13 protein-coding genes and 1 tRNA gene are annotated in these 16,450 nt (G+C 67.6%); 3 read left to right on the plus strand and 11 right to left on the minus strand.

All coding sequences use genetic code 11. The features are described 5' to 3' along the window. Positions 1–79: 79 nt before the first annotated feature. The 9 genes from prmC to argS all read right to left on the minus strand — a co-directional run bounded on the left by prmC (position 80) and on the right by argS (position 12,270). Positions 80–952 carry a peptide chain release factor N(5)-glutamine methyltransferase gene (prmC, locus tag NN4_RS32730; RefSeq protein ID WP_147139490.1) on the minus strand — a complete coding sequence of 291 codons (873 nt, stop codon included), beginning with the start codon at positions 950–952 and terminating at the stop codon, positions 80–82. Positions 953–983: 31 nt separating this feature from the next. Further along, entirely contained in the window at positions 984–2,054 is a 1,071-nt protein-coding gene (prfA, locus tag NN4_RS32735; protein WP_147139493.1) for a peptide chain release factor 1, read from the minus strand. A gap of 91 nt (positions 2,055–2,145) precedes the next feature. Continuing rightward, entirely contained in the window at positions 2,146–2,391 is a 246-nt protein-coding gene (rpmE, locus tag NN4_RS32740; protein WP_107654442.1) for a 50S ribosomal protein L31, read from the minus strand. A gap of 829 nt (positions 2,392–3,220) precedes the next feature. Then, entirely contained in the window at positions 3,221–5,362 is a 2,142-nt protein-coding gene (rho, locus tag NN4_RS32745) for a transcription termination factor Rho (RefSeq protein ID WP_147139495.1), read from the minus strand. A gap of 287 nt (positions 5,363–5,649) precedes the next feature. Next, positions 5,650–6,615 (minus strand): homoserine kinase, encoded by a 966-nt coding sequence (gene thrB / locus NN4_RS32750; protein ID WP_147139497.1) that lies wholly within the window; start codon positions 6,613–6,615, stop codon positions 5,650–5,652. Between the two features lie 49 nt (positions 6,616–6,664). Continuing rightward, on the minus strand, positions 6,665–7,726 hold the full coding sequence (thrC, locus tag NN4_RS32755; protein WP_147139540.1) for a threonine synthase: 1,062 nt from the start codon (positions 7,724–7,726) through the stop codon (positions 6,665–6,667). A gap of 71 nt (positions 7,727–7,797) precedes the next feature. Next, the gene (locus tag NN4_RS32760; protein ID WP_147139499.1) at positions 7,798–9,150 is read right to left on the minus strand and encodes a homoserine dehydrogenase; all 1,353 of its coding nucleotides are present in this window, start codon (positions 9,148–9,150) and stop codon (positions 7,798–7,800) included. Then, entirely contained in the window at positions 9,147–10,568 is a 1,422-nt protein-coding gene (gene lysA, locus NN4_RS32765) for a diaminopimelate decarboxylase (protein WP_147139501.1), read from the minus strand. Before lysA ends, NN4_RS32760 begins: the two co-directional genes overlap by 4 nt. A 43-nt stretch (positions 10,569–10,611) precedes the next feature. Continuing rightward, the gene (argS, locus tag NN4_RS32770; RefSeq protein ID WP_147139503.1) at positions 10,612–12,270 is read right to left on the minus strand and encodes an arginine--tRNA ligase; all 1,659 of its coding nucleotides are present in this window, start codon (positions 12,268–12,270) and stop codon (positions 10,612–10,614) included. A gap of 114 nt (positions 12,271–12,384) precedes the next feature. Between argS and NN4_RS32775 the strand changes: the two genes are divergently transcribed. The 3 genes from NN4_RS32775 (at position 12,385) to NN4_RS32785 (ending at position 14,193) form a co-directional block, all read left to right on the plus strand. Beyond that, positions 12,385–13,314 carry a thioredoxin-like domain-containing protein gene (locus tag NN4_RS32775; protein ID WP_147139505.1) on the plus strand — a complete coding sequence of 310 codons (930 nt, stop codon included), beginning with the start codon at positions 12,385–12,387 and terminating at the stop codon, positions 13,312–13,314. Then, complete coding sequence (locus NN4_RS32780; protein WP_147139506.1) at positions 13,314–14,024, plus strand: DUF305 domain-containing protein; 711 nt, start codon at positions 13,314–13,316, stop codon at positions 14,022–14,024. Before NN4_RS32775 ends, NN4_RS32780 begins: the two co-directional genes overlap by 1 nt. Positions 14,025–14,120: 96 nt before the next feature. Further along, positions 14,121–14,193: transfer RNA gene (locus NN4_RS32785), tRNA-Arg, on the plus strand. Positions 14,194–14,310: 117 nt separating this feature from the next. On the opposite strand, the gene NN4_RS32790 is transcribed toward NN4_RS32785, so the two are convergent. Together NN4_RS32790 and NN4_RS46685 are read right to left on the minus strand one after the other, a co-directional pair. Then, positions 14,311–15,141, minus strand: coding sequence for a hypothetical protein (locus tag NN4_RS32790; RefSeq protein WP_147139508.1), 831 nt, complete (start codon positions 15,139–15,141; stop codon positions 14,311–14,313). A gap of 212 nt (positions 15,142–15,353) precedes the next feature. Further along, positions 15,354–16,448 carry an SDR family oxidoreductase gene (locus NN4_RS46685; protein ID WP_186818746.1) on the minus strand — a complete coding sequence of 365 codons (1,095 nt, stop codon included), beginning with the start codon at positions 16,446–16,448 and terminating at the stop codon, positions 15,354–15,356. Positions 16,449–16,450: the final 2 nt, after the last annotated feature.

The following is a 16,450-nucleotide window of genomic DNA, read 5'->3' on the forward strand; positions in this document are numbered from 1 at the left end:
ACGATCATCCTGTCACGGCGACCAGTAGGAGCCACCATCCGCTCCCCCGCCACTCCGCGACTTCAGGATTTGGACCGTGTCACGTTCTGGTCGCGACGACGAAGCGCGGCTTTCCCGCGAGGTCCGGGTGTTCGACGATGTCGGTGAACTCGCCTTGTTTGCCCAGCAGCGCCGCGAGGTCCGAGCCGTTGGCGTCGTCGTGCTCGATCGCGGTGGCGCCGCCGCTGCGCAGCAGACGGGTGATGGTGGGGATCATGCCGCGGATGACGTCCAGGCCATCGGGGCCGCCGAAGAGGGCCAGGTGCGGATCATGGTCGGCGACTTCGGGATCCAGCGTCGCGCCGTCCGGAATGTAGGGCGGGTTGGCCACCACGAGGTCGACACGGCCGTTGAATTCGGCCAGCAGGTTCGGATCGGTGACGTCGTCGGCGTACAGGGTGATCGCGGTGTCGCCGTTGCCGAGGCACTGGTCGGCGTTGCGGCGGGCCCAATGCAGTGCGCCCGGATCGAGTTCCACCGCACGGACATCGGCGTCGGGGCGCGCGTGCGCGATGGCCAACGCCAGCGCGCCGGAGCCGGTGCACAGGTCGACGACGATCGGCGTGTGATCGTGCGGCAGTGCCTCGAGTTGCGCCAGCGCCCAGGCGAACAGCAGCTCCGTCTCCGGACGCGGCACGAAGACGCCGGGTCCGACCGCGAGCTCGATCTCGCCCATCGCCACGGTTCCGGTCAAGTGCTGCAACGGAATTCGCCGGGCGCGCTGGTCGACCAGCGCGCGATACTCGGTCAGCTGGTCCGGCCCGATGAGCGGTGTCATCATCAGCCTGCTGCGCTCGACCCCGAGCACATGCGCGGCCAGGTGCTCGGCGTCGGCGCGCGGACTGGGCACCCCCGCCGCCCGCAGCAGCTCGATGGCGTCGTTGACGGCGGGGCGCAGCGCTACACGGGTCATGGACATGTCCTCGACTCTGCCCGAAAGGCCTTTACTCCGCTGCCATTCGGGCTTCACGATCCGCCTTGCCGAGCGCGTCGAGCAAGGCGTCCATGTCGCCGTCCAGCACGGCATCCAGGTTGTGCGCCTTGAAACCGATGCGGTGGTCGGCGATCCGGTTCTCCGGGAAGTTGTAGGTGCGGATGCGCTCGGAGCGGTCCACCGTGCGGATCTGGCTGGCCCGGCCGGCCGCCGCTTCCTGATCGGCCTGCTCCTCGGCCAGCGCCTGCAGCCGCGCGGCGAGCACCTGCATGGCACGGGCCTTGTTCTGCAGCTGGGACCGCTCGTTCTGGCAGGTCACCACGATGCCGGAGGGCAGGTGGGTGATGCGGACGGCGGAGTCGGTGGTGTTGACGCCCTGGCCGCCCTTGCCCGAGGACCGGTACACGTCGATGCGCAGGTCGGTCTCGTCGATCTGCACCGCTTCCACCTCGTCGGGCTCCGGATAAATCAGGACACCGGCGGCCGAGGTATGGATCCGGCCTTGCGATTCGGTCACCGGCACGCGCTGGACCCGATGCACGCCACCCTCGAACTTGAAGCGCGACCAGACGCCGTCGCGTGCGGCGTCGCGGCTCTTGATCGACAGCGTCGCGTCCTTGTACCCACCCAGGTCGGACACGGTGACGCCGAGGATCTCGACCTTCCAGCCGTGCCGTTCGGCATAGCGGACGTACATGCGGGCCAGGTCGGCGGCGAACAGCGCCGATTCCTCGCCGCCCTCACCGGATTTCACCTCGAGCACCACATCGTCGCCGTCGTGCGGGTCGCGCGGCGCGAGCAGATCCGCGAGGGTCTGCTCCAGCTCGGCGACCTGACGCTCGAGGTCGGGCACCTCGGCGGCGAAGGACGCGTCGTCGGCGGCGAGTTCCTGCGCGGCGGCGAGATCGTCGCGCGCGGACTTCAGCTTGGTATAGGTGGCCATGATCGGCGCGAGCTCGGCGAATCGCTTACCCACCCGGCGGGCGGCGCCGGGATCGTCGTGCAGCGCCGGATCGGACAGCTGCGTCTCCAGCCCGGCGTGCTCGGCCAGAATGTCGTCGATCGCGGACGGTTGCGTCACGATGCTTCCTCTTTCTGATTTCCTTCGAAGGACGCCATACAAAAACACCGACGCCCGGCCTGCTGAGCAGGACCGGGCGTCGGCGAGGAAGCTACTTGGCTGCGGCGTCGTCCGCGTCGGCCTTCTTGCCCGCACGCTTGCCGTAGCGAGCCTCGAAGCGGGCCACGCGACCGCCGGTGTCGAGGATCTTCTGCTTGCCCGTGTAGAACGGGTGGCACTGCGAGCAGACCTCGACGTTGATGTGTCCGGACTCCTTGGTGCTGCGAGTCTGGAAGGTATTGCCGCAACCACAGACGACCGTGGTGTCGACATACGTCGGGTGGATTCCTGCCTTCATGGGTGTCCTCTCGATATTGGTCGCCGGGTCGCTCGCGCGGGAATCGCGGGAACGTGAACCGGAACCGACTAGGCGGGAGGTCTGCTCGAAACAGAGCAGACGCAACGACCGTTCAGTATGCCAGAACAGTCCTTACGCTCCCAAAACGCCCCCGGCAAGTGGTTTGTTCCCGCCCTAGGTACTCCCCCTGACGCCACCGCCCAAGGAAGTCCGGGCACGCGCTTTGCCGCTGTCTCAGGAAGCCTGAAGACGGGTAGTCGGCTACTCAGGAATGCGAACAGTTTCGTTCATAGAGTTTGAGACCTCAGCACAGGGCGCTCGTGACAGCGAACGTTCGAGGCCGCAGGAGCGCTCGCGGGAGCGGCGCTCGAAGGCGTAAGGAGCGTGTAGCAACGCTCGAGGCCGCTGGGGAGCGCTTGCGAGAGCGAACGCTCGAGGCCGCTGGGGAGCGCTTGCGAGAGCGAACGCTCGAGGCCGCTGGGGAGCGCTTGCGAGAGCGAACGCTCGAGGCCGCACAGTGGCGTGCCGTGACCCGAAGGGAGAACTTGTGAGCATCCGAGTCGCGTCGGCGATTTTCGGTCTGTTGATTCTCGCTGTCGTGGTCGGCTGGTGTGCCCTTCCGGACACCACGACCACGGCCGCACCGGGAATCGCCGTCTATTACGAGGCTCCGAACACCGCTCCGGAGGGGAGTGCGGTGGGCACCTCGGCGATCATTCTCGGTTTCATGATCAGCGGCGCGGCGATCATCGGTCTCATGTTCTTCTGCCCGCAAACGCCGAAAGGGCCCCGCGGTAGCGAGGCCCTTTCGGCAGTACAACTGGCGAACCTACTCGTCCAGAGCGCCCGGCGCGGTCTTGCTGACCTGCATCAGGAACTCCAGGTTGTTCTTGGACTTCTTCAGGCGGTCGATCAGCAAATCGATCGCCTGGTGCGAGTCCAGGCCGGACAGTACGCGGCGCAGCTTGTGCAGCACCGCGGCCTCGTCAGGGTTGAGCAGTAGCTCATCCTTACGAGTACCGGACGGGTTGACGTCCACCGCGGGGAACACGCGCCGTTCCGCGATCTTGCGGTCCAGCTTGAGCTCCGCGTTACCGGTGCCCTTGAATTCCTCGAAGATGACGGTGTCACCGGTCGAACCGGTCTCCACCATCGCGGTCGCGATAATGGTGAGCGAGCCACCGTTCTCGATATTGCGCGCCGCGCCGAGGAACCGCTTGGGCGGGTACAGCGCGGTGGAATCGACACCACCGGACAGGATTCGGCCCGAGGCGGGCGAGGAGTTGTTGTACGCGCGGCCCAATCGAGTGATCGAGTCGAGCAGCACCACAACGTCTTTGCCCATTTCCACCAGTCGCTTGGCCCGCTCGATGGCGAGCTCGGCGACCGAGGTGTGGTCCGACGGCGGCCGGTCGAAGGTGGAGGCGATGACCTCACCCTTCACCGAACGCTGCATGTCGGTGACCTCTTCCGGACGCTCGTCGACCAGCACGACCATGAGGTAGACCTCGGGGTTGTTGATGGCGATGGCGTTGGCGATGTCCTGCATGATCGTCGTCTTACCGGCCTTCGGCGGCGAGACGATCAGGGCGCGCTGGCCCTTACCGATCGGCATGATCAGGTCGATGACGCGAGTGGTCAGCTTGTTGGGCTGAGTCTCCAGCCGCAGCCGCTGATTCGGGTACAGCGGGGTGAGCTTGCTGAACTCGGGGCGCCGCTTGGCCGCCTCGACCTCACCACCGTTGACCGTGTCCAGCCGCACCAGCGGATCGAACTTCTGGCGCTGGTTGCTCTGCTCACCGTCGCGCGGAGCCCGCACCGCACCGGTGATCGCGTCACCGCGGCGCAGGCCGTTCTTGCGGACCAGGTTCATCGAGACGTAGACGTCGTTCGGGCCGGCCAGGTAGCCGGAGGTCCGGACGAAGGCGTAGTTGTCCAGCACGTCGAGGATGCCCGCGACCGGCTGCAACACATCGTCTTCGCGGATCTCGAGCTCACGTGCCTCGCCGCCACCGGTGCCCGGCTCGCGGTCGCGACCACGACGCCGCTCGCGGAATCGGCGTCCCCGCCTGCCGCGACCGCCTTCTTCGTCGTCGTCGTTGTTGCGCGCGTTGTTGCGGTCGTTGTTCCGGCCGCCGGCGTTGCTGCCGCCGTTGCCGTTCTGGTTGTTGCGCTCACCGGACTGGCCGCGCTCACCCTGACCACGCTCGCCCGACTGGCCGCGCTCGCCCTGATTACGCTCGCCCGCCTGACCGCGCTCCTGATTACGCTCACCGGACTGATTACGCTCGCCCTGATTGCGCTCACCCGACTGGTTGCGCTCACGGCGCCGCTCGCCCTGTTCGGCATCCTGCTTCGGCTCGTCACCACGCGCATCGGCCGTCGCGGTCTCGCCGCCGCCGGATCGCGCCTGGTCACGGCCGCGCCGCTGCCGACCACGACCACGCTGACCAGCCTCGCGGCCGGAGTCCTCGGTGGACTCGGCCGTGCCGGCCGCGGGGGCCTCGGCCGGAGCCGAGTTCGCGGGAGCGGATTCCTTGACCGGGGCAGCTGCCTCGGCGACCGGAGTTTCCTTCGCCGGGGCGGTCGCCACGTCGAGGGTGCCCTGCTCTGCCCGGGCGGACGCAGGCCGACTGGCCGGCGCTTCCGAATTATCGGGTGTATCGGCCTTGGCGGAAACCGCGGACTTGGCCTGTCCCCCTTCGGGCTTTTCACCCTTTACCGGTTTTCCGGCCTGATTTTCCTTGATGGCGGCGATCAAATCGCCTTTGCGCATTCCGGAGGTGCCTCGGATACCGAGCTCCCCCGCGAGCGCGCGCAACTGCGGCAACAACATTCCAGTCAGCCCCGATCGTGCGACGTCGGTTTGTTCGCTCATCTTCGAAATCTGTCCGGAGTCACTTTCGCGGTCCCCCGGAGATGTTGGGTTGGATTCCACCCCGGGTGTCGCGAGCAGGTCCGTATCTGTCACGGAAATCCTTTCCTTCCCCCGATTGCCGTGTGCTGTTTCGAGGGTTCGTCCCGCAGTCCGGGCATTCTGCCGGACTCGGATGCGTCCGTCCGCTTCGCCACCGGTGGTGTGAGGTGGGAGAGATCATTCCAGTTGCGCAGCTACGCAGCACCCCCATGGCCTGGAGGCTCGAGCCTGGAGCCTGCTGGAGCGATTGCCCTGATGAAGCACCGGCGTCTGATGCGCACGATGTACGGACTCGCTCAGGATAGCTGCCCATTGGGAATCTCGGCAAGCCAGACGCGCCGTCAGTCGATCAGGACTCCATCGGCCAGTCCTGGTTCGACCACGCGCAACCCGTCGATCGCCGCGAGTTCACGGAGTTCGGCAGGGAATTCGCTGGTACCGAGGGCAAGTACGGTCGGACCGGCCCCCGAGACGGTAGCCGCGATACCCGCCGCCCGCAGCCGGGAAATCCAGCTGGTGGTCAGCGGTAGCGCGGGTGCGCGCTGAGCCTGGTGCAACCGATCAGCGGTCGCGGGCATCAGCAGGTCGGGCCGCTGGGTCAGGGCGACCACCGCCAGCGCAGCCCGGCTGACGTTGAACGCGGCGTCGCCGTGCGGCACCACCTCGGGCAGCAAACCCCTGGTGTGCGCGGTCGAGGAGCGTTCCTCCGGGATGAGCACGATCGGCCGCAGCGACGGGTGCGCGTCCAGCCGCACGGCCCGGTAGACCCGGCCGTGGTGCTCGGCCACCGGCACCCCGTCCCGGCCGATGTCGGCGGCGCGATCGGTCTCGGTCCAGGACACCACGATGCCGCCGAGCACACTGGCCGCCGCGTTGTCCGGATGACCTTCGAATTCCGCTGCCAGCTGCACCAATTGGTCGGCGGAGGTGGCCAGCGCCGGATCGAACTTCGCCGCGATGGCGCACCCTGCGGCCAGCCCGCCCACCACGGCGGAGGCCGAGGAGCCGAGCCCGCGCGAATGCGGAATCACGTTGCGGCACACCACCTCGAGCCCGTCCGCCCAGACCCCCGCCGACTCGAGTCCGCGCTCGATCGCGCGCACCACGAGATGCGAAGGGCCCCAGGGGACATCGTCGGCGCCCTCACCCTCGACCCGGATGGTGAGCCCGGAATCGGTAGTGCGCACGTCGATCTCGTCGTAGATCCCCAATGCCATGCCGAGCGAATCGAACCCGGGACCGAGGTTCGCGCTGGACGCGGGCACCCGCGCGGTCACCGAAAGACCGGCGGGCAGCGTGCGACTCATGCTGGCGGTCCGTGGCCGCACCGACAGTTGGCCGTCGCGCGAATCCAACTCAGGCCAGCTCTAGTTCGGCGGCGACCGCGACCGGGTCGACCGGAATCGCCTGGACCTGCGGCATTCCCAGCAGCGCGGTGTCCGGGTCCTTGAGTCCGTTGCCGGTGACGGTGCACACGACGGTCAGGCCGGAGTCCAGCCAGCCCTCCTTGTGCGCGGCGAGCAGGCCCGCGACGCTGGCCGCCGACGCGGGCTCGACGAACACGCCCTCGGTCGCCGCGATCAGGCGGTAGGCCTCCAGGATCTCGTCGTCGGTGGCGGCGCGGAAGGCACCACACGACTCCTCCTTGGCCGCCATCGCGCCGTTCCAGGATGCGGGCGCGCCGATCCGGATGGCCGTGGCGATGGTCTCCGGGTTGCTCACCGGCGCGCCGTTGACCAGCGGTGCGGCCCCTGCGGCCTGCACGCCGAGCATGCGCGGCAGCTGGGTGGTGATGCCGTCGGCGTAGTACTCGCGATAGCCGCGCCAGTACGCGGTGATGTTGCCCGCGTTGCCCACCGGCAGCGCGTGCACGTCGGGCGCCTTGCCGAGCACATCGCAGATCTCGAACGACGCGGTCTTCTGCCCCTCGATGCGGGCCGGGTTCACCGAGTTCACCAGGCCGATGCTCGGGAAGTCCGAGGTGACCTTGCGCGCCAGCTCCAGGCAGTCGTCGAAGTTGCCGTCCACCTGAATGATCTTGGCGCCCAGCATGACCGCCTGCGCCAGCTTGCCCATGGCGATCTTGCCCTGCGGGATCAGCACGGCACACGTCATGCCGGCCCGAGTCGCGTAGGCCGCGGCGGATGCCGAGGTGTTGCCGGTGGAGGCGCACAGCACCGCCCGCTGCCCCTGGTACTTGGCGTCGGTGATCGCCACGGTCATGCCGCGGTCCTTGAACGAGCCGGTCGGGTTCAGCCCCTCGACCTTGAGATATACATCACATCCGGTCAATTCGGACAGATGAGGTGCGGGCACCAGCGGCGTACCGCCCTCGTACAGGGTGACCGGCTCCCACTCGGCCGCGCCCGCGATCCGATCGCGGTAGGCCGCGATCAGGCCCGGCCAGCGGGAGTGCACTCCTGCTTGCGGCGCCACGCCGGAGCTCACCCACCCCGCCGGCTCCGCCGTCTGCCGTCCCCGGAGCGTACTCATTCTTCGGTGCCTTCCAATCTAAGAACACTGGTGATCGAGGTGACGGAATCCATTTCCGCAAGAGCGGCAACGGTGTCCGCGAGCGCTGATTCCACGGCGTGGTGGGTAACCACGACCAAGCGAGCACCCGTGCCGTGCCCCTCTTGGCGGACGGTCGAAATGCTCACCCCGTGCTTGGCGAATTCACCCGCCACCGCGGCCAGGACCCCGGGACGGTCCGCTACCTGCAGGTTCACGTGGTAGCGGGTGGGCGTATCGCCGATCGGCGCAATCGGTAGCTCAGCATAAACCGATTCGCCGGGTGCGCGGCCACCGTAGAACTTGTTGCGCGCGGCCATCACCAGATCGCCGAGCACCGCGGAGGCTGTCGGTGCGCCGCCGGCGCCCTGCCCGTAGAACATCAGCCTGCCCGCGTTCTCCGCCTCGACGACGACCGCGTTGAAGGCGCCGCTCACGGCGGCCAGCGGGTGCTTGCGCGGCACGAGCGCCGGGTAGACGCGCACCGAGACGCGCTCCTTGCCGCCCTCGGCCACGGTCGGCTCGCCCGGTCCCGCGGCGACCCGCTCGCAGATGGCGAGCAACTTGACCGTGCAGTTCAGCGCGGACGCGGTCTCCAGATCTTCCGCGCTGATCTTGGAGATGCCCTCGCGGAAGACGTCGGCGGCGGTCACCCGGGTGTGGAACGCGAGCGAGGCCAGGATGGCGGCCTTGGCGGCGGCGTCGTAGCCCTCCACGTCGGCGGTCGGGTCGGCCTCCGCGTAACCGAGGCGGGTGGCCTCCTTCAAGGTGACCTCGTAGTCGGCGCCCGTCTCGTCCATCGCGGAGAGGATGAAGTTGGTGGTGCCGTTGACGATGCCGACGACCCGGTTGACGCGGTCACCGGCCAGCGACTGGATGAGCGGGCGGACCACCGGGATGGCACCCGCGACCGCGGCCTCGAAGTACAGATCGGCGCGGTTACGTTCGGCGGCCGCGGCGAGCTCGCCGGTGTAGTCGGCCAGCAGCGCCTTGTTCGCGGTCACCACGGATTTGCCCGCGTTCAGCGCGGCCAGGATGAGCCGGCGCGGCGGGTCGATGCCGCCGATCACCTCGACCACGATGTCGACGTCGTCGCGGGCGACCAGGGCGTCGGCGTCGGTGGTCAGCAGGTGTGCGGGCAGGCCGCGATCGTTGTCCGGGTTGCGGACGGCAACGCCGCGCAGCACCACCGGTGCACCGACGCGCGAGCGCAGGTCTTCGGAGTGGTCACGCAGAATCCGCACGACCTCGGTGCCGACATTGCCCATGCCGAGGACCGCGACGCCGATCGGCTGATCTCTCCCCCAGGTATTCCGAGCGGGATCAGTCATGATTCAACCTCCAAGCTGAGCAGGTCCGCCACCGTTTCCCGGCGCAGAATGAGTCGCGGTTGTCCGTCACGCACCGCGACGACCGCAGGGCGGGTCAGCTGGTTGTATCGGCTGGACATCGAGTAGCAGTACGCGCCGGTCGCGGCGACGGCGACCAGATCGCCGGGGCCGACATCGGCGGGCATCCAGGTATCGCGGATGACGATATCGCCACTCTCGCAATGCTTTCCGACGACGCGCGCGACCACGGGGGCGGCCTCGGAGGAGCGGGAGACCAGGCGGCAGTCGTAGTCGGCCTGGTACAGCGCCGGGCGGATGTTGTCGCTCATGCCGCCGTCGACGCTGATGTAGCGCCTGCGCAGGCCGCCGTCGAGGGAGACATCCTTGATGGTGCCGACCTCGTACAGGGTGACCGTGCCGGGCCCGGCGATGGCGCGACCGGGCTCCACCGCGATCTTCGGTTGCGGCAGGCCGATGGCGACCGCCTCGGCGGCGACCAGATCGAGCACCTTCGCGGCGAAGTCGTCCAGCGGCGGCGGATCATCGCTCGGCAAGTACGAAATACCAAGCCCGCCACCGAGATCCAGCGTCGAGATCTGCGAGGTGCGGTCGACGCCGAACTTCTCCACGGCGTCGTGCAGCAACCGCAGCATGCGGCGCGCGGCGATCTCGAAGCCGTCGATCTCGAAGATCTGCGAACCGATGTGGCTGTGCAGGCCGACCAGGCGCAGGTTGTCCGCGTCGAAGACGCGAGCGAGCGCCTCCATGGCATCGCCGCCGGCGATCGAGAAGCCGAACTTCTGATCTTCGTGCGCGGTCGAAATGTATTCGTGTGTATGGGCTTCCACGCCGACGGTGACGCGGACCAGCACGTCCTGCACCACTCCGGCGCGGCCCGCGATGGCTTCGAGACGTTCGATCTCGATCAGCGAATCGACGACCACGTGACCGACGCCGGCGGCCACCGCCGCCTCGAGTTCGGTCGCGGATTTGTTGTTGCCGTGCAAGGCAATTCGCTCGGCAGGGAAGCCTGCGTGCAGGGCTACCGCGAGCTCGCCGCCGGAGCAGACATCCAGCGACAGGCCCTCGTCGCGGATCCAGCGGGCGATCTCGCCACACAGGAAAGCCTTGGACGCGTAATGAACTCGCGCGTTGGTGCCGAACGCGCGCACCATGTCGCGGCAGCGCGAACGGAAGTCGTCCTCGTCGACCACGAACAGCGGGGTGCCGAATTCGGCGGCCAGCTCGTGCACCGGCACGCCGGCCAGCCGCACCACGCCGTCGTCGTCGCGGGCGGCGTTGCGCGGCCAGACGTTCGCGGGCAGATCGATCATCTGCTGCGGATCGCGGGGGCGCTCCGGCAGATTGGGGGCGTGCGGGATCTCGGCATGGCGAGGCCCGGCGGGGTGCGCGCTCACGATAATTCCTCCCTGGCGCTCGTCTGAAAGTCCTTGTGCCCGTTCACATGCGCTCCGGTGCGCTGACACCGAGCAGGGCAAGGCCGTTCGCGAGGACCTGACGGGTCGCGTTGACCAGCACCAGCCGGGCGGCGTTGGTGGGGCTGACGGGCTCGTCCCCCAGGGGCAGCACGCGCAGGTTCTTGTTGGTCTGGAAGCGGTGGTAGGTACCGGCCAGCTCCTCCAGGTACCGCGCGACCCGATGCGGCTCACGCAGGCTCGCGGCGCTGGTCACCACGCGCGGGTACTCGCCGAGGGTGCGGATGAGTTCGCCCTCCTCGTCCGAGGTCAGCAGCGCGAGATCCGGTGTGACCTTGTCGTATTCGAACTCGGCGGCATTGCGCGCGATCGACGCGGTCCGCGCGTGCGCGTATTGCACGTAGTAGACCGGGTTCTCGCTGCTCTGGCTGGTCCACAGGTCCAGGTCGATATCGATGCTGGAGTTCACCGAGGAGCGCACCAGCACGTACCGACCGGCATCGACGCCGATCGCCTCGACCAAATCCTCGAGGGTAACCACGGTGCCCGCGCGCTTGCTCATTTTCACGGCGACACCGTCTTTGAGCAGATTCACCATCTGCCCGATCAACACCTCGACGGTCGCCGGATCTTCGCCGGAGACCGAGGCGATCGCCTTCAACCGACCGATATAGCCGTGATGGTCGGCACCGAGCATGTAAATGCAGAGATCGAAACCGCGGGCCCGCTTGTTCTGGAAGTAGGCGATATCGCCGGCAACATATGCGGGCTTGCCGTCGCTTTTGATGACAACGCGATCCTGATCGTCGCCGTATTCGGAACTGGCGATCCACCAGGCGCCGTCTTTTTCATAGAGATCACCGGATTCGGTCAGCTTCGCCACGGCCTGCTCGACCGCGCCCGACTCGAACAGCGAGCTCTCGTTGAAGAAGACATCGAAATCCGTGCCGAACTCGTGCAGCGACTGCCGAATCTGCGCGAACATCAGCTCGACGCCCTCGGCGCGGAACAGTTCCTGCCGCTCGTCCTCCGGCAGCGACAGCGCCTCCGGGTGCGCGGCCACGATCGTGCTCGCGATCTCGCCGATGTAGGCGCCCGCGTAGCCGTCGTCCGGGGTCGGCGCACCGGTGGCCGCCGCGACCAGCGACCTGGCGAACCGCTCGATCTGCGCGCCGTGGTCGTTGAAGTAGTACTCGCGGACCACCTCGGCGCCCTGGGTGGCCAGAATTCGGCCGAGCGCGTCGCCGACCGCGGCCCACCGGGTGCCACCGAGATGCACCGGACCGGTCGGATTGGCCGAGACGAACTCGAGGTTGATCCGGCTGCCCTTCAGCAGCTCCGAGCTGCCGTAGGCGGTCCCGGCGGCGAGCACCTGCTCGATGATCGCGCCCTGCGCGGACGCGGCGAGCCGGATGTTCAGGAAGCCGGGCCCCGCCACCTCGGCGGAGGCCACCTCGTCGGTGGAGCTCAGCGCGTCGGCGAGCCAGGCCGCCAGATCTCGCGGATTCGTACCTGCCTTTTTCGCGACCTTCATCGCCACATTCGTGGCATAGTCACCATGTTCAGGGTTGCGGGGGCGCTCGACAGTGACCTCGTCGGGGAGTACCGCGGGGTCCAGTCCGCGTTCGACAAGCACCTTCGCCGCAGTAGCGCGAAGGAGATCTGCAAGGTCAGCTGGAGTCACGAGTCTCTATCCTATGGTCTTGGCGGGTGTACACCTCGAGTGGGCACTGCGCCGGAACCGTCCGCAACCCACAGCAGCCCGCGGATCCATCACGTCGAGAGAGCACAACGAGCGATGCCGAGCAGTCCCAGCGCCAAATCGGCCAAAGCCGCCGCCAAGTTGTCCGGCTCCCATAAAGGGGGCGGCCGAGGACAACTTCCCAAGAAGAATCGTCAGATTCCCTGGTTGGCCATCGGCGCGGCCGTAGTCATCATCGCACTCATCGGTGCGCTCGCCTACAGCCTGGTACCCAAGTACCAGGAGAAGGCCAGCCTGGAGAAGTACACACCCAGCGCGGAGCGCAAAGACCCCTCGGACTCGATCGAAGGCGTGGTCAAGAAGGAATACCCGGCCGGGCTGCACATCGGCCCCAACCAGCGGGTCGCCTACGACCAGAGCCCCGCGTTCGGCGGACCGCACGACGCCTCCTGGGCCACCTGCACCGGCGTCGTCTACGACAAGCCGATCCGGATGGAGAACGCGGTGCACTCGCTCGAGCACGGCGCGGTGTGGATCACCTACAACCCGGACAAGGTGGACGCCGCCGGTCTGGACTCGCTGAAGAGCAAGGTGCAGGGCAAGCCGTACTCGCTGATGTCGCCGTATCCCGGTTTGGACACCCCGGTGTCGCTGCAGTCCTGGGGACATCAGCTCAAGCTGGACAGCGCGCAGGACAAGCGCGTCGGCCAGTTCATCACGGCATTGCGCCTGAACAACTACACGTACCCGGAGGTCGGCGCGGATTGCTCGACCATCGCGTTCGACACCGACAACCCGCCGCCGTTCGACCCGACGCCGCCCGGACCGGACGCGGTGCCGATGGATGGCAAGGGACTGCAGCCGGATCCGTCGGAGATGCCCGGTGGGTTGCCGGGCGTGCCCGGCGTTCCCGGGCTGCCGGGTCTGCCCGGCGCACCGGTGCCCGGACAGCCGCGGCCGGGGCAGCCCGTGCCGGGTCAACCTGCGCCCGGTCAGCCCGCTCCCGCGCCGGGGGCAGGGAGCTAGTGGCCGCCGATGTCGAGCCGGACTCCACCGAGTCCGGCCTCGGTGCGCAGGTTCGTCGCCAGCGCACCGCATTGCTCGTCCTCGGCCTGATCGGCGCCATCCTGATCGGTGTCGCGCTCGGCACATTGATTCGACTGCCGCTCGACGGCTCGTCCGAACCGGACCCCGGCACCGTCGACGTCGGCTTCAACCAGGACATGTCGGCCCACCACGCGCAGGCCGTCGAGATGGCCGGCGTCGTGCTGGTCCGCTCCACCGACACCGACGTGCGCCGCCTCGCCTACGACATCATGACCACCCAGCAGAACCAGGTCGGTCGCATGCAGGGCTGGCTCCAGCTGTGGGGCGAACCCGCGCAGAGCATCGACGGCTACATGGGCTGGATGCACGACCAGCCGACCGGCCACGGCCACAACGGTGGCACCGAGACCGCGACCGGCCCCATGCCGACCATGCCCGGCATGGCTACCCCCGCCGACCTCGCCGCACTCCGCCAAGCCACCGGCCCCGAGCTCGACACCCTCTTCCTGCAACTCATGCTGCGCCACCACCAGGGCGGTCTGCCGATGATCCAGTACGCCGCCGAGCACGCCGAAACCACCGCCGTGCGCACCCTCGCCGAGACCATGGACAAAACCCAGCGCGGCGAAGCCCAACTCATCACCACCATGCTCACCGCCCGCGGCGCCACTCCCCTCCCGCAAAGCTGACCCGCCCCCGAACACCCTTTTTGGCCAACAGCACCCGATGCGATACGCTTTCCCCGCCCGATCGGCGGCCCCCCGCCACCGACCGAGACCTATCCCGCCCTCGTAGCTCAGGGGATAGAGCGTCTGCCTCCGGAGCAGAAGGCCGCAGGTTCGAATCCTGCCGAGGGCACCGCATGAAAAGGCCCCGACCAGTGCGAATCCGGTCGGGGCCTTTCTCGTTCCACGGCGTCAGCTCGCGTCGATGACACGCGATGGCACAACCTCACCCGGAGGATGCGGTCGATCCTCAGGCCCGAACGTAGCCTTGTGCTACATCGGCAAGATTCCACCACGAGACATGGTGGGTATCAGAGGATTCCAGCGACCACCGTTCGGACAGCCGATCGAAGAACGCGTCGTCGCCGGTCTTGCCACCCTTCGGCTCACCGATGTAGATCAACCGCCGACCTCCCCGCGCCTCGAACGCAGCCAAGGCCCGAGACGACATCGGATCTCCCCAGCCGGGCGGCCAGCACAGGAACAACACGCAGTCCCCGTTCAGCTCTGCCTCGAACTCGCCCAACCCGCCGACCGGATGCCACACGTCCAGCTGACCCGCAGCGCCCGGGAACGACACATTCTCAGTGCTGTTCGGCGGCTCCACATCGAACGCGGCCGCATCCGCACCCCGCGCGGCAAGCTGACCGGCCCAGTACCCGCGCCCGGCACCCAGCTCGAGTACCCGTCGTCCGCCGCTGAACTCCGCCAGCCACCCGATCGATTCCGGCGACGGCACCGCGTACGCGTATGCCGCTTGCAGAATCGTCTGAGCGAAGGCCAGTCGTGCACTGCCGTTCTGCCTGCCGCCATTGATAACTCGACGCCCACCATCCTCGCCAACCGACGGCGCAACGATGTCCCAATACGGATTCCCCGACTCCGACACACCGCCGGTCATGAAGTGCACCAACCGCAGATCGAACGCGGCATCAGCCGCAGCATCGCCGGTCCCCAGCAACATCGGCGCCGTGTCCAGGTACTCCGCAACCTTCGGATACTCCAGCCGGAGCCGCTGCTCGTCCTCCAGCAGTGCCGCCAGTTCTGTGCGTCGCTCATTCGTCAGCATGAGCCCAGTCATGTACTCGATTCTCGCTGGCACACACCACTTATGCGTGCTGTTGCCGAATTCCGCTATCGAGAATCAAGATCGACGTCCGCAGGCTCAAATCCTGCCGAGGGCACCGGGAAATGGTCCCGAGCAGTTGTATTGGTCGGGGCCATTTTAAGTCCGGGAGGGGATCCGGCAGTTGGTGTGCAGGTTTCTGTTCGTCGGCGGCACAGCAACTCTGGTTATGGGTGACTGATTGCGGAGGTGAGGTAGTTCAGGTTGATTTCGGGGGCGGGTGGGGGTGTGCCGAGGGCGGCGCGGACTCGGGAGGTGTCGTAGCGGCGGTGGTGGCGGGTGTAGCCGGCGAAGGCGGTTTGGGCTTCGAGGGCGGCTTCTATCGGGGATTGGTCGGCGGGGGGTCGGGAGACCAGGTGGAGGTCGAACGGGTAGGTGCGTTCGAAGGTGGTCAGCAGGTCGGTGACCAAGGTATTTCGTTGGTGGACAATGTGGTACGTGTCGACCCCGCCGGACGGCTCCCGCTGGGCGAGGCGGGCCATCGTGGCGGCGGCGTAGTCGACGGGGACGAGGTTCAATGATGCGGTGGTGGCGCCCGGGAACCGGACCGGGAGTCGCTGCGCGGGTGGGTGATCGGACATGCCGAACCTGGACATGCCGCTCTCCAAGGCCTCGGCGACGAGACTGAGGGTGTGCAGCGGGAGTTCGGCGTGGCGGGGCACATCGGTGACCAGGATGCTCGGACGGAACACCACGACCGGCCTGGCCTGCTGTGCCGCCCAGGCGCGGACCATGGCTTCGGCCTCGTATTTGGTTCGCTCGTAATGGTTTTCGAAGCCGCAGGTGTCGTCGAGCAGTTCTTCCGGCATCGTCCCGTGCCGTCTGGCTCCCGCGACGGCGATGCTGCTGACGTGATAGAGCAGGGGGGATCGCACGCCTGCCGCCGCCAATTCCAGGACGTGGCGGGTGCCGGTGACATTGGTCCGGCGTAATTGGTCGAGCGCTGCGCCGATCGTGGTGTCCCCTGCACAGTGCCAGATCACGTCCAGCTCGTCGGCCAGCTCCTGGAAACGCTGCTCCGGCAACCCGAATCGGGGTTCGACCAGGTCCGCTCGCACCACCCGGATTCGCTCGGCGAGGTGGTCGAGGAGGTCGCGACCGGCACCGGTCAACCGCAGGAACCCGCCGATCCGGTTCAGCACGGATTCCGGTTCGGCGCGCGCGAGCACGGTCAGTGCGGCGTGGTCCCGCAACAACTCCCGCATGAGGTGCACACCGAGAAACCCGGTGGCACCGGTGACGGCGATCGTCGGTGTGCCCATCT

Origin of the sequence: Nocardia ninae NBRC 108245 (genome assembly GCF_007990755.1) — a bacterium.
In the GTDB taxonomy this organism is placed as follows: Bacteria; Actinomycetota; Actinomycetes; order Mycobacteriales; family Mycobacteriaceae; genus Nocardia; species Nocardia ninae.

What these genes read in the sequence shown, in the direction of transcription:
- prmC (WP_147139490.1), bottom strand. Translation starts at nt 952, where the DNA reads ATGACCCGTGTAGCGCTGCGCCCCGCCGTCAACGACGCCATCGAGCTG.
- rpmE (WP_107654442.1), bottom strand. Translation starts at nt 2,391, where the DNA reads ATGAAGGCAGGAATCCACCCGACGTATGTCGACACCACGGTCGTCTGT.
- thrB (WP_147139497.1), bottom strand. Translation starts at nt 6,615, where the DNA reads ATGAGTCGCACGCTGCCCGCCGGTCTTTCGGTGACCGCGCGGGTGCCC.
- NN4_RS32760 (WP_147139499.1), bottom strand. Translation starts at nt 9,150, where the DNA reads ATGACTGATCCCGCTCGGAATACCTGGGGGAGAGATCAGCCGATCGGC.
- NN4_RS32775 (WP_147139505.1), top strand. Translation starts at nt 12,385, where the DNA reads ATGCCGAGCAGTCCCAGCGCCAAATCGGCCAAAGCCGCCGCCAAGTTG.
- NN4_RS32790 (WP_147139508.1), bottom strand. Translation starts at nt 15,141, where the DNA reads ATGACTGGGCTCATGCTGACGAATGAGCGACGCACAGAACTGGCGGCA.
- NN4_RS46685 (WP_186818746.1), bottom strand. Translation starts at nt 16,448, where the DNA reads ATGGGCACACCGACGATCGCCGTCACCGGTGCCACCGGGTTTCTCGGT.